Raw genomic sequence first — 12,807 nt, 5'->3', positions numbered from 1 at the left:
AGCTCCTTGAATTTTCGGCGCTGTCGGACGTGTCTGTGATTTTGCCGCGAGACCAGGAGGTCAACTCACGTATCCTACGTGATCCGAAACGGACACGCCGCAACAGGTCCACGACGCCTTTGAACCACAGATCAGCGGTCTTGGTCCGCAGGAGCGCTTCGCAGTCAATTGCTGCATCAGCCGCCTGAGACGCATTTACCCGCTTTTTGACGAGAGGGACGGCTTTGCATGTCGAACACTGCCGCCACGTGCGAAATTTACACGTTTCGCGGAATGAGTATAACCGGCCCGTCTCGGATTTTCTGTTGATGCCGCAAATTCGAAACCTAACTCTCAAATCAGATCGTTCAATTCGCTCGCGTCCTTGCTCACGATGTCGGTGAGCTGAGTCTAAAGCGCGATGCGAATAGGATGAATCGTCATCGCGCTTTAGGTTGTTGTTTAAGCATGGTCTTTTCGGAAAACCGCTGTGCACTTTTCCGGATCATGCTTTAGCGACCTCGATTGGCAAGCACGATGATGGCGCGGCCGACCTGAATTAGCAGCGATGGTGCCAGGCTGCAGCCCACGATGACGGCCCACATCGCCGCCGTCGGGGGGGTGACGTGCAAGACCTCCGCCATCAGCGGCCAGTAGGGAGGAACCGCGAGCAGAGCGCCGCAGAGGCCGACGGCGGCCCAGATCCATGGATTGCGCGTGACCTCGTTGGCGACGACGCCGGAGCGGCTGCTGCGCATGTCGAAAACGTGCCAGAGTTGCGCGAACGCGATCGTCAGGAATGTGGTGGTGACCACTGCCTCGCCGGTCCAGCCGGCCGAAAGCGCCAGCCCAAGCGCCGCGAAAGTTCCGCCCGCCAGCGGAATGCTCTGCAGCACGATCGTTGTCCATTGCCGACGACCGAGGATCGGCTCCTTCGGATCGCGCGGCGGCCGCTCGAGAATATCGCGTTCTCCCTCGCCCATTGCCAGTGCGAAGGCGGGGAATACGTCGGTCACCAGATTCAAGTACAGGATCTGCAGCGGCAGGATCGGCAGGGGCAGTGCCGCCGCGATCGCGATCCCAACAACCAGGACCTCGCTGATGTTGCAGGACAGAAGGTAAGCGGCGGCCCGACGGATATTGCCGAAGATGATTCTCCCTTCCCGAACTGCCTTGACGATCGTCGGAAAGGCGTCGTCGAGCAGGATCATCGCTGCCGCCTGGCGCGCGACGTCCGTTCCGCGCAGGCCCATGGCCACGCCGATGTCGGCCTGCTTCAACGCCGGTGCATCGTTCACGCCATCCCCGGTCATCGCGACGATATCACCGGACGCCTGATACGCGCGTACGATCGCAAGTTTCTCCGCCGGGCTGACGCGGGCGAAGATGCCAACGCGCTTCAATTCCTGCGGATGCTTTTCGACGAGAAGCTCGACATGGCGGCCTTCTGCTACATTGTCAGCCTCGAGCCCGATCGCACGGCCTATGCTGCGGGCCGTGACGGCATGATCGCCGGTCACCATGACGACGCGGATGCCGGCATGACGGCAATCGCGGATCGCCTGCGGAACGTCGGCGCGCGCAGGGTCTTCCAGGCCAACGAGGCCCACGAATATCAGCTGGCCATAGGGCTGAGCATCTGCCGATGTCGCCAGTTTGGTTGCGCAGGCGAGCACGCGCAGGCCGTGCTGTCCGAGCTCGGCAATCCGCCCGCTCCACAGACGGCGCGCGGCTTCGTCCAGTGTCGTCTCGCCGTTCTCGGTGAGCATGCCGGTGCACGCCGCGAGCACATGCTCCGGTGCACCCTTCACGGCATAGAAATACGCGCCGCCGTGCTGGTGCACGGTCGCCATCATCTTGCTTTCGTTGTCGAAAGCGTGCTTGGCCGCGATCGGAAAGCCGCGCAGCAGCTCGTGGCGATTCAAACCTGCCGCCCGGCCAGCCTGCAGCAGCGCCACTTCCATGGGATCACCGCTATGGGCTACTCCCCCATGGCCAAGCGAGGCCTCGTTGCAAAGTACCATTGTGTGCAGCAGCCGCTGGAGCAGCGCATCGCCGGCAAGCTCTTCCACGCCGGCCTTTTCGACTTCGCCGGATTCGACCCACAAGCGCCGCACGGCCATCCGGTTTTCGGTGAGCGTGCCGGTCTTGTCGGTCAGGATCACTGTGGTCGCGCCCAATGTCTCGACCGCGGAGAGCCGCTCCAGAAGTGCATTCTGGCGGGCCATGCGCCACATCCCGCGGGCAAGCGCGAGGGTGGCCACAATCGGCAGGCCCTCGGGAATGGCGGCCACCGCGAGCGCGATCGACGATTCCACAACCAGGAAAGCATCTTGTCCCTTGGCTATTCCAACCGCCGCGATCACAACGGTCAGAAGCCCGACCGCCCAAACGAGCTGCCCGGACAATCGTGCGAGCCTGCGTTCAACCGGTGAGCTCTCAGGCTCCGCTTCTTCGACGAGGTGAGAGATGCGGCCGAGTTCCGTCCGGGAGCCCGTCGCGACGGCAACGCCAAGGCCGCTGCCGCGGGTCACGGCCGTGCCCTTGAACAGCATTGATGTGCGCTCGGCGATTCGTGCATCTTCGGCGGCCGGCTCGGGCGACTTGTCGACCGGCACCGACTCGCCTGTCAGGGTCGACTCGTCGGCCGCAAGCCGCGAGGCTTCCACGATGCGCAGGTCAGCCGAGATCGCGTCGCCCGCCTCGACGAGGAGCATGTCGCCGGGTACGAGGTCCTCCGCCGGGAGCACGCGCGTGTGACCGTCGCGTCGTACGCGAGCCGATGTCCGGCCAAGCGCGCGCAGTGCCTCGATCGATCGTGCTGCCCTGATTTCGGTCACGAAACCGATAAGCGTGTTGAGCGCAAGAACCGCGACGATCGCCACGCCTTCCGCGAGTTCGCCGAACCAGAAGGCGAGCGCAGCGGCTGCGGCCAGCAGGTAGACCACCGGGCTCCGCAGCTGGTGAAGAAGTATGGTCAGGGCGCTGATCCGCTTCCTTGCAGCGATCGCGTTTGAACCGAAGCGGATGCGGCGCTCCGTCGCCTCGTGTTCCGCGAGGCCCTGCTCCGGCTCGACTTGAAGCGCGCGAAGGATCTCGCTCGCCGGCAACGAATGCGCGGTCGCTGGTGTCAGTCCAACCTCATGCATCAAATCGCTCTTCGGCATCAGACCTGCGCCTCTTCCCGGCTATCTCCGAAACATTTGGTGCGCGACATCAGGCCCGACTGCACCGGCCCATGCGGCCACGATGACCAGCACGAGGCCGGGGATCAGCCGCAGCGCGAAGGAGCGCCCGCCGCTGACCCAGCCAACGACGATCTTGCTGAGCGTATTTGTCGACAGCGCCGCCAGAATCGGAGCCACAGCGTCGGCGGAGCTGATCTTTCCCGAGGCGGCGAGGGTGGCTGCGGCGACGGCTGGCGAATGCGTATCTGCGAACCCGGCTACGGCCGCGCTGACCAGCAGGCCGATTTCCCCAAACGCGTCCCGCAGGCCGGCAGAGAGCACGAGGACTCCGGAGAGCGTCAAGGCCAGCAACAAGGCCGACGGCAGGCTGAAAGCACGTCCGAGCTGGAGCTCGGCGGGGCTCGTCTCTCGCATGCCCTTCACCGTGAAGATCGCGCCATAGAGACTTGCCGCGGCACCGGCACAGAGGAGCGGAACCATCAAACTTTGCAACGTAGCGAGATTTGTCGCTGCGAGCACCGCGACGAGCTGGACGATCGTTGCGACGGTCGAAAGCGTTGCGCCGGCGGTAGCGGCGCCAAGCAGCTCGGGTGCCCTGCGAGCCCGCGCGCCCATCGCTCCGATCGTGGCTGTGCTGGAGACAAAGCCCGAGGCGAAGCCTGAGATGGCGAGACCGCCTCTTGCGCCGAGCAGGCGTATTGCAACATGCCCGGCGGCGCCGATGGCCATCACCAGAATGACGATGATCCAGATCGCGCGTGGATTGAGCGCGCCAAAGGGGCCGACCGGCTGATCCGGAAGCAAGGGTAGGACAACGAGCGTGGCGGCGGCAAAGATCAGGCAGTCCTTGACCTCGTTGTCGCTGAGCACCGTACGGACGAAGTCGTGCAATGCCGCACGGCCTGCAAGCAGAATGGCCAGAATGACGGCAACGCCCGCGGCGAAAATGGGACGCTGGGTGGCCAGCCCGCCAAGCAGAACCGTCAGGATGAGTGCCGTCTCCGAAGTCAAGCCGGGATCGTCGCTCCTGGACCGGAGATAGGCGATCGCAGTCAGGGCCATGATCCCGGCGGTCACGAGCGCCAGCAGGCCCTTGCCCCCGATCATGACGCTGACGGCGCCGGCGAGTGATGCCGCGGCAAAGGTACGCAGCCCGGCAGGCGAGCGCCCCGGTCCCTCGCCCTTACGGCGTTCTCGCTCGAGACCGATCAAGAGCCCGATGCCGAGTGCAACGACGATGGCGATGACGTCGGGGCTTAGGCTCGGCTTCAGAAAATCCATCATGTGTACTGTACGGCGTCACGTTCTTGTGCTTGTGGCGGTGCTTCGATCGCGGCTGCTGCCCAACCCCGCCAGATTCGTATCAACGTCATGGTGACCGCCGGCAGCAATAGATCAAGTGCCACGCCCGCTGGCTCGAGAAAGGTGAGGCCGACGACGACAGCAATGAGCGGCAGCATCGCATGCATCCGCCGCGAGCGTGCCGCAGATGCGACAGGATATCCCGGCACGGTATCCACTTTGAGTTATCTCATGCAAGGACCAGAGGTTGGAACTATATCGACGAGGTCGCCACGAGGCCTCTTGATTTCGGTCAATCTGACGGCCGCAGAGATGTCGCAAGCCCGCGAGCTCGTTAAAGTGGCTGAGAATGTTGCCGCTGATCTGATCGAGCGCGAGCTACGGCACCGCCGGGTGCGCGGGGATTGTTCGGAGGCACGACTCCCGGTCTGCGGAATGAAGCGCCGGTCTGCGTGATGAGCGGGAGGTTGCCGTGGGCCGCGATCTGCCGTCTGGCCGACAGACCAAGCCATCGGTACTCTGAGCTAGATCAAGCTGTCTGGAACTTGCTTGGATATCCTCCGGTAGCTTCAGTTTGGAGATTCCAAATGGCGGTCAAAGATTCAGGGCGACCGACTCTGGTGCTTCCGGAAGCCTCGGCGTATGGCATCGATGTGGTCGTCGAGGGGGTCGATGCCGCTGGACGGGTCATCGGCAAGGTTCTCACGCAGCAGGTTTCCTCCCGCAGGGCGGATCTCCTCGTCATGGGAGCGTACGGTCATTCCCGCTTCCGGGAGTTCGTATTGGGAGGCGCGACCCGGAGTATCCTGACGAAGCCGCCGATTCCAGTGCTGTTGTTCCACTGATCAGTCGGCAGGCAAAGCACGGAAAGGCGGCAAGCAGGGTACGCCCATGGACGCTCAACCGCTCGAACTGGATGGCAAGAGATCCCCGGTATTTCACGCGCAGGGGCTTTCGAAGACCTATCGAATGGGCGAGATCGACGTGCATGCGCTTCGCGACGTCGATCTCGACATTTTCGAAGGCGAGTTCGTCGTCCTCCTCGGGCCGTCCGGATCTGGCAAGTCGACCCTGCTGAACATCCTGGGGGGCTTGGACAGCCCGACCTCGGGCGAGGCCCATTGGCGCGACCACAATCTGGTCGGCGCGACAGATGCGGAGTTGACCCGATACCGGCGCGAGCACGTGGGCTTTGTCTTTCAATTCTACAACCTCATTCCCAGCCTGACGGTGCTGGAGAATGTCGCGCTGGTGACCGAGATTGCGGACAAGCCGCTCGATCCGCGCGAGGTGCTTGCCCTCGTCGGGCTCGAGAAGCGGATCGATCACTTCCCCTCGCAACTGTCCGGCGGCGAGCAGCAGCGCGTCGCGGTCGCCCGCGCCATCGTCAAGTCGCCGGATGTGCTGTTGTGCGACGAGCCGACCGGCGCGCTGGACTACGAGACCGGCAAGGTGGTGCTGGCGGCCATCGCGCGAGCCAATGAGCGCCTTGGCACCACAACGATTATCATCACGCACAATGCCGCAATTGCGGGCATGGCAGATCGCGTGCTGCGGCTCGGTGGTGGGCGGATCGTCGGCGAGGAGCGCAATGCACGTCGCCTCTCGGCAGACGAGGTGCACTGGTGAGCCTGCTCGATCGAAAACTGCTGCGCGACATCGCCGGCATGCGGGGCCAAGTGCTGACGATCTCGCTGCTGGTAGCCGCCGGCGTCGCCGTCTTCGTTGGCTCGGTCTCGACTTACGACTCTCTCAGCTCGGCGGTGGATCGCTTCTACGCGGTTGCACGATTCCCGCAGGTTTTCGTGACGCTCAAACGTGCGCCCCTGTCGATCGTTCCGCAGCTCAATGCGATTCCCGGCGTGGCCACCGTGGAGCCCCGCATCGTCCGCGAGGTCATCGTGGATTGGCCGGCAGCATCGCAGCCGGTGTCGGCCCGGATGGTGTCGCTCAATCATGCGGGCGACGAAAGGCTTGCGCGACTCCACATGCGGCGCGGCGCGGCGCCTGGACCCGGCTCCGCAAGGAGCGCAGCGGTCAACGAAGCGTTCGCCGAGGCCAACAGAGTGAATCCAGGTGACGATATCCGCGTGCTTCTCAATGGAAAGGTGGAGGCATTCCGCGTTTCCGGCCTCGCACTGTCGCCGGAATATGTCTATGCGGTCAAGCCGGGCCTGCCGATTCCGGACGATCGGCTCTATGCCGTTCTCTGGGTCGACCGCAGCGCGGCGGAAGCCGCCTTCGATATGAAGGCGGCCTTCAATGATGCCGTGATCTCGCTGGCGCCGGGTGCCGATCCGAAGCCCGTGATCGACGAACTGGATCGGTTGCTCGAACCGTACGGGTCGGTCGGCGCCGTCGCGCGACGGGATCAGCCGTCCAACCGGTTTCTCGAGGATGAATTGAACCAGCAGAAGGTGATGTCGACCACGATCCCGTTCATCTTTTTCGGGGTTGCGGCGTTCCTGCTCAATAGCGCTCTCGGGAGGATTGTGGCGGTCCAACGCGAGCAGATTGCCGCGTTGAAGGCACTGGGCTTTCCAACCGCGGCGCTGACCCTGCACTATCTCAAGCTCATCCTCATCATCGTGTTGATCGGATCCGCGCTTGGAATTGCGGCCGGCTGGGGCTTTGGAAAGGCGATGATTGCAAGCTATCAAGGCTTCTTTCGCTTGCCTGATCTGCCGTTCCGGCTGACGCCGTGGTCGCTGGCGCTCGGAGTTGCGATCAGCCTGATCGCGGCGTCGCTCGGCGTCCTGACTGCATTGCGGCAGGTCGTCCGCCTTGCGCCGGCGGTCGCCATGCGACCGGCCGCGCCGCTAGGTTTTCGCCGCTCGTGGATCGAAGCGCTTCTGCCAGGCACCGGGACCAGATCTCGCCGCCTGATGATCCTGCGGAATACCGCCGGACGCCCGTTTCGTTCGCTGTTGACCGTGGCCGGGGTGGCCTTTGCCGTTCCAATGATGGTGCTGGGAATCTTTTGGCGCGATGCCATCGACGAGATGGTTGATCTCCAGTTCAATTTGGTGGAGCGCGGCAATACGAGGGTGACGTTTCCGCACCCCATGGATCGTTCCATTATGCGCGATCTGGCGCGCGAGCCAGGCGTTCTTGTGGCGGAGGGGCAGCGCATCGTGCCGGTGCGCCTTCGCGCCGGGCAGCGCAACTATCTGACTTCGGTGATCGGCCTGTCGGCAGGCGACCAGCTGCGCCGACCCCATGACGCCATGCTGCGCCCGATCGCGGCCACGCCCGACGGGATTACGCTCACCCGGCGGCTTGCCGAGCGGCTCGAGGTGAAAGCCGGCGACCTCATTGCGGTCGAGGCGATGGAAGGGCGGCGGCGCAAGCGCGACCTGCCGGTTTGCGCCATCGTCGATGAGTCGATCGGAATGGCCTCGTACATGGAGATCGAGACCCTGAACCGCTTCACCGGCGAGGGCGCGGTGGTTTCGGCGGCGAGCCTGTATGTCGAGCCGACAGCGATGTCGGCGTTAGGGCGCAGGTTCAAGAACCTGCCGACCATCGAGTCTGTGACGATGAAGGCGTATACGCTCTCTTCGTTCATGGAGAAGATCGCCGGTCTCGTTTTGGTAACCGCCGGCATCCTTGCGGCCTTCGCCACGATCATCACGGTGGGGGTCGTCTACAACAGTGCGCGCATCAGCCTGCAGGAGCGCGCATGGGAGCTGGCCAGTCTTCGGGTGCTGGGCTTTACGCGCGGCGAGGTTGCGGGCATCCTGTTCGGCGAGTTCGCAATCGAGATCGTGCTGGGGATTCTGATCGGCCTACCGCTCTCTCACTTTGTTATAGGCCTGATCGCCAGATTTCACTCCAACGAGAGCTTCCAGATACCCGCCGTGATCGCGCCGCAGACTTATCTCATTGCAGTCGGTGTCGTGCTGGCTGCGGCCGCCGCCAGCGCCCGCATCGTCAAAGGCCGAGTTGATCGAATTGATCTGGTCGCAGCTCTCAAGACCAGGGAATAAGCATGCACATCACGGGCCGCCATATCGCGATCGCTGTCGGGCTTCTGGCCGCCGTCGGAATTACGGCCTGGTTCTTGAGCCCAGCACCAGTGCCGGTCGAGACTGCCGTCGTGACGAAGGGAAAGTTCGTTGCCACCGTCGATGAGGACGGCAAGACGCGCGTGCGCGAGCGATACGCGGTTGCCGCGCCGCTTGCGGGGCGGCTGAGCCGGATCCGCTTCAAGGTTGGCGATCAAGTTCAGGTCGACGACGTCGTCGCGACCATCACCCCATCCCCGGCGCCGCTGATGGACCCCCGGACCCGCCGCGAGGTCGAGGAAAGACTGGGAACGGCTGAAGCCAATCTCGAGCGCACCAAGGCGGTCGTCGAGCGGGCCCGGGCCCAGAGCGATCAGGCCAACACCGATATGGCGCGGACGCGGACTTTGGCCCAGCAAGGAGCCGCAACGACGCAGGCGCTCGAACGTGCAGAGCTTGCGGTACGGCTTGCCGACCGGGATCTGCGGGCGGCGGAATTCCAGAATCACGCGGCCGAGCATGAGATCAGCCAAATGCGCGCATTGCTGGCACGCTACGGTAACGACGGAAACGGGCAGCCGGACAGCTGGAACGTTGCGTCGCCGGTCGCTGGCGTGGTGCTGAAGGTCGCGCAGGAAAGCGAGACGATCGTGCAGCCGGGCACGCCCTTGCTGGACATCGGCGATGCCAGGGATCTCGAAGTCGTGGTCGACGTTCTCAGCACCGATGCCGTGGAGATCCGCCCCGGAGCCGATGTCACTATCGACCATTGGGGTGGAGAGGGAACGCTGAAGGGTAGGGTGCGCCGGGTTGAGCCGGCGGCTTTCACGAAGATCTCGACCCTCGGGGTCGAGGAGCAGAGGGTCAATGTTCTGGTCGACATCCTCTCGCCCCTGGAGCAGTGGGCTCGACTCGGAGATGCCTATCAGGTGGATGTTCGGATCACCGTCTTCGCGCGGGACGATGCCATGATCGTCCCATCCGGCGCGTTGTTTCGTCGCGGGGAGGGCTGGAACGTCTATGTCGCGAAGGACGGGCGCGCCGAATTGCGCCAGATCGAGCTCCTGCGCCGTTCGGGTCGCGTCGCGGCCGTCGCTTCCGGCCTCACTCCAGGGGAGCAGATCATTGTGTATCCCAGCGACCGAGTTGCGCCGGGTATACGCATCGCGCGACGATCGGGCTGAGGAGACCGCACGGGATTTCGCGCGGGCCGCTGTGGATAGAACGCGAGACGTCGCGGTCCGTGAGTGGCAGAGATTCTCGTTATCGCCCCGCATACGCCAGTTGCGCCTGGCCTTGCAATGATCCCTGTGAAGGCGCGCTTGCGAATTGGCGTTTCTTCATCTCTGCGGTTGATTCTGCTCAAACAACGGTGCTGGTTTCGGGCGAGAGTGACGTTCCGGTAGCTGTGGGACCAAACCATGTCGTTTGAGCGGGTCTTGCGATGGACCCTGGTTGCGATTGCAATCGCAGGATTGGCCGCGGGTATTCTTGCGCGAGCCGCCGGCCGCCTCGATCTGGCCGATCTCGCATGGGCGCTCGGCACTGCGCCCGTGATCGGCGGACTGGCGGTCTCGATCGTCAGGGACCTGCTGGGCGGCCGTCTGGGCGTGGACGCGATTGCCCTGCTGTCGATGAGCGCGGCGCTGGCGCTGGGCCAGCCACTTGCCGGCGCCGTGGTTGCGCTCATGTATTCCGGCGGCAATGTGCTGGAGGACATCGCGATCGCGCGGGCGGAGCGCGACCTGCGATCCCTGGTTGATCGGGCACCGCGGCAGGCTCATCGCAAGAACGACGAGCGGATCGAGGACGTGCCGATCGAGGAAGTCGCGGTCGGCGAGCAGCTCCTGGTGCGGGCAGGCGAGATTGTGCCGGTCGATGGTATCGTCGGCTCGGTCTCGGCCACGATCGACGAGTCCGCGGTAACAGGCGAACCCATTCCGGTCGAGAAGACACGCGGCAGCGCAGTGCTTTCAGGTTCACTGAATGCTGGTGAGACCTTTGAGTTGACCGTGACCGCGCCGGCTGGCGAGAGCACCTACGCCGGCATCGTGCGGATGGTGACGGCGGCCCAGACGGCAAAGGCTCCCTTCGTGCGAATGGCCGACCGCTATGCGCTGATCTTTCTGCCGGTGACGCTCGTCATGGCCTTCGTGGCGTGGCGCATCTCCGGCGATCTGACCCGTAGCCTTGCTGTGTTGGTGGCGGCGACACCTTGTCCACTGATCTTGGCCGCACCCGTCGCCTTCATCGCCGGCGTGGCGCAGGCCGCCCGCCGCGGCATCTTGGTCAAGGGCGGAGCGGCGCTGGAGGCGCTGGCGCGTGCGCACACCGTCCTGTTTGACAAGACCGGCACCCTGACCGTGGGAGGGGCGCGGTTGCTCTCTGTCGAGGTCGCGCCGGGGCAGGACGCGGACGAGGTCCTGACGCTTGGGGCATCGCTCGAGCAAGCCTCGCATCATGTGCTCGCGAAGGCGGTCGTTGCTGCCGCCGTCGATCGCGGTCTCAAGCTGAAGCCGCCGGAACACGTCAAGGAGACCATGGGGTCTGGCCTGAGCGGCCTGATCGATGGACGCCAGGTCACTGCAGGCTCGCGAGAGATGCTTCTCTCACGTGCCGAGCTGTCGCCGTGGGAACTGCGCGCCATCCGGCGCGCCTCGTGGCGTTCGGCGTTGATCGTTTTCATTGCTGTGGATGGGCGTCCAATCGGCGCGCTGCTACTGGCCGACGAGCTGCGGGCCGATACGCCACGCGCGATCCGGCTGCTGCGCGATGCTGGAATTGCGCGGATGGTGATGGTCACTGGCGATCGCGCCGCAGCGGCGCAGGCCATCGGTGCGGCGCTCGACCTCGATGCCGTGCTGGCCGACCGCGTCCCTTCGGACAAGGTCGAGGCGGTGCGTACCGAACAGCGCCTGCATCCGACCATCATGGTCGGCGACGGCATCAATGATGCTCCAGCGCTGGCCGTGGCCGACATCGGGGTCGCGCTCGGCGCTCGCGGCGCGAGCGCCTCGTCCGAGGCCGCAGATGTGGTGATTCTGGCGGACCGGCTCGATCGGGTTGGCGAAGCGATCGTGATTGCACAGCAGGCACGGCGTATCGCCCTGCAAAGCATTGTCGTCGGCATGGGGTTGTCACTGGTGGCAATGGTCGCCGCCACTCTTGGCTGGCTCGATCCCGTGCCCGCGGCGATCGTCCAGGAGGTGATCGATGTTGCGGTCATTCTGAACGCGCTGCGGGCGCTCACTCCGGCCCTCGTCAGGGGCGGTCCGCGCATCACGACAGAGCAAGGTTTGACCTTGCATCACGATCATCAGGCCCTCTTCAAGGATCTCGACCGCCTGCGCGAGATCGTCGACGCGCTGGACGACGTGACGCCAGAATCCGCCACGGCGTTGATTGGGGAAGCCCATCGCCTGGTTCAGAGCAGCGTCGTGACTCACGAGCGCGGGGATGAGGACAGCGTCTACCCAAAGCTTGCCGAGGTGCTGCGCGACCGCCATGGCCTGTCCGCCATGAGCCGCGCGCATCGGGAGATCCTGCATCTTGCGCGGCTACTTGTCCGGATCGCGGAGGATCTGCCGTCAGAGAAGATTGACCGCTATCTGATCCGAGACGCTCAACGAGTGATTGAGGCGATTGAAACGTTGGTGCGCATGCACACGGCTCAGGAGGAGGATATCTACGAAGCGGTCGCCGAGGAACCAGCTTAGCTTGACTGTCCGCGAAAATCTTCCTTTGAACCGGCCCGACCGCCTAATCCGCTGGTTTCGCTCCGATCCGCAAGACGCGGCCGGGTTTCGATAACAGCCTTGGAAAGGCGTCGGTACAGATCACGCCGGCGAACGAGCGGCCACCAGTCATATAGAAAGATCTCCAACGGGCGCCAGTTCGCAACCCAGCCCAAGATCAAGAGGCTTTCCTCCAGGAGGCGCCGCAAGGGGTTGGCGAACAGCGCGCCAACAACGAGGTGCGCAAAGAGCAGACATGTGATCAGAATGGCGAGACCGATCGCCAGCGACCAGCGGCCTATTCTGAACAACTCGTTGATATCTCCTTGAGTTGCATTCGCTCGATCCGCGAAATAGTGACCAAAGGCTTCGCGGAGGTCCAGGGCTGCTTTCGCTTGCAGATCAGTGTCGGGATGATGGATTCGAATCCGGATCGAGGCCCGGCCCGAAAGCTCTCGCGCCCAGCCGACAATGTACTCCTCCGCCTCCCGATCGAGGTCACGCTCGCGAAACGGAAAAGGATCGAGCGTGTGAAAGAGCTGGGCGATGTCGTCGACCCGCAGTTCAATGACCTCCTCGGATGCTTCGGCATTCATT

Annotated in this window: 8 protein-coding genes and 1 pseudogene; 5 read left to right on the top strand and 4 right to left on the bottom strand. The window is 64.0% G+C overall.

All coding sequences use genetic code 11. From position 1 onward, the window contains the following. Positions 1 to 491: 491 nt before the first annotated feature. From ACM42_RS34300 to ACM42_RS34290, 3 genes are read right to left on the bottom strand one after another with little or no spacing between them, the layout of a single operon-like run. The gene (locus tag ACM42_RS34300) at positions 492 to 3,146 is read right to left on the bottom strand and encodes a cation-translocating P-type ATPase (RefSeq protein WP_271532560.1); all 2,655 of its coding nucleotides are present in this window, start codon (positions 3,144 to 3,146) and stop codon (positions 492 to 494) included. Between the two features lie 21 nt (positions 3,147 to 3,167). Further along, positions 3,168 to 4,451, bottom strand: coding sequence for an MgtC/SapB family protein (locus ACM42_RS34295; RefSeq protein WP_271532558.1), 1,284 nt, complete (start codon positions 4,449 to 4,451; stop codon positions 3,168 to 3,170). Further along, positions 4,448 to 4,627, bottom strand: coding sequence for a hypothetical protein (locus ACM42_RS34290; protein ID WP_271532556.1), 180 nt, complete (start codon positions 4,625 to 4,627; stop codon positions 4,448 to 4,450). Before ACM42_RS34290 ends, ACM42_RS34295 begins: the two co-directional genes overlap by 4 nt. Positions 4,628 to 5,110: 483 nt before the next feature. Between ACM42_RS34290 and ACM42_RS34285 the strand changes: the two are divergent. From ACM42_RS34285 to ACM42_RS34265, 5 genes and pseudogenes are all read left to right on the top strand, one after another. Next, positions 5,111 to 5,314: pseudogene (locus ACM42_RS34285) on the top strand (universal stress protein); the annotation flags it as partial. A gap of 46 nt (positions 5,315 to 5,360) precedes the next feature. Then, entirely contained in the window at positions 5,361 to 6,098 is a 738-nt protein-coding gene (locus ACM42_RS34280; RefSeq protein ID WP_271532553.1) for an ABC transporter ATP-binding protein, read from the top strand. Continuing rightward, a complete protein-coding gene (locus ACM42_RS34275; RefSeq protein ID WP_271532552.1) occupies positions 6,095 to 8,458 on the top strand; it encodes an ABC transporter permease in 2,364 nt (787 codons plus the stop codon). Before ACM42_RS34280 ends, ACM42_RS34275 begins: the two co-directional genes overlap by 4 nt. Before the next feature lie 2 nt (positions 8,459 to 8,460). After that, the gene (locus ACM42_RS34270; protein WP_271532550.1) at positions 8,461 to 9,660 is read left to right on the top strand and encodes an efflux RND transporter periplasmic adaptor subunit; all 1,200 of its coding nucleotides are present in this window, start codon (positions 8,461 to 8,463) and stop codon (positions 9,658 to 9,660) included. A 237-nt stretch (positions 9,661 to 9,897) separates the two neighbouring features. Continuing rightward, the gene (locus tag ACM42_RS34265; protein ID WP_271532548.1) at positions 9,898 to 12,192 is read left to right on the top strand and encodes a heavy metal translocating P-type ATPase; all 2,295 of its coding nucleotides are present in this window, start codon (positions 9,898 to 9,900) and stop codon (positions 12,190 to 12,192) included. On the opposite strand, the gene ACM42_RS34260 is transcribed toward ACM42_RS34265, so the two are convergent. Beyond that, a complete protein-coding gene (locus ACM42_RS34260) occupies positions 12,189 to 12,806 on the bottom strand; it encodes a hypothetical protein (RefSeq protein WP_271532546.1) in 618 nt (205 codons plus the stop codon). The genes ACM42_RS34265 and ACM42_RS34260 overlap by 4 nt on opposite strands. Position 12,807 lies beyond the last annotated feature (1 nt).

It is taken from the genome of Bradyrhizobium sp. CCBAU 25338 (genome assembly GCF_028128965.1).
Lineage (GTDB): Bacteria > Pseudomonadota > Alphaproteobacteria > Rhizobiales > Xanthobacteraceae > Bradyrhizobium > Bradyrhizobium liaoningense.
Note: the sequence above shows the minus strand (reverse complement) of the source record. Positions and strands in the feature narration are given on the sequence as shown.

Excerpts from the sequence above, each read along its gene's own strand:
- ACM42_RS34300 (WP_271532560.1), bottom strand. The coding sequence starts at position 3,146 with ATGCCGAAGAGCGATTTGATGCATGAGGTTGGACTGACACCAGCGACC.
- ACM42_RS34295 (WP_271532558.1), bottom strand. The coding sequence starts at position 4,451 with ATGATGGATTTTCTGAAGCCGAGCCTAAGCCCCGACGTCATCGCCATC.
- ACM42_RS34290 (WP_271532556.1), bottom strand. The coding sequence starts at position 4,627 with ATGCTGCCGCTCATTGCTGTCGTCGTCGGCCTCACCTTTCTCGAGCCA.
- ACM42_RS34280 (WP_271532553.1), top strand. The coding sequence starts at position 5,361 with ATGGACGCTCAACCGCTCGAACTGGATGGCAAGAGATCCCCGGTATTT.
- ACM42_RS34270 (WP_271532550.1), top strand. The coding sequence starts at position 8,461 with ATGCACATCACGGGCCGCCATATCGCGATCGCTGTCGGGCTTCTGGCC.
- ACM42_RS34265 (WP_271532548.1), top strand. The coding sequence starts at position 9,898 with ATGTCGTTTGAGCGGGTCTTGCGATGGACCCTGGTTGCGATTGCAATC.
- ACM42_RS34260 (WP_271532546.1), bottom strand. The coding sequence starts at position 12,806 with ATGAATGCCGAAGCATCCGAGGAGGTCATTGAACTGCGGGTCGACGAC.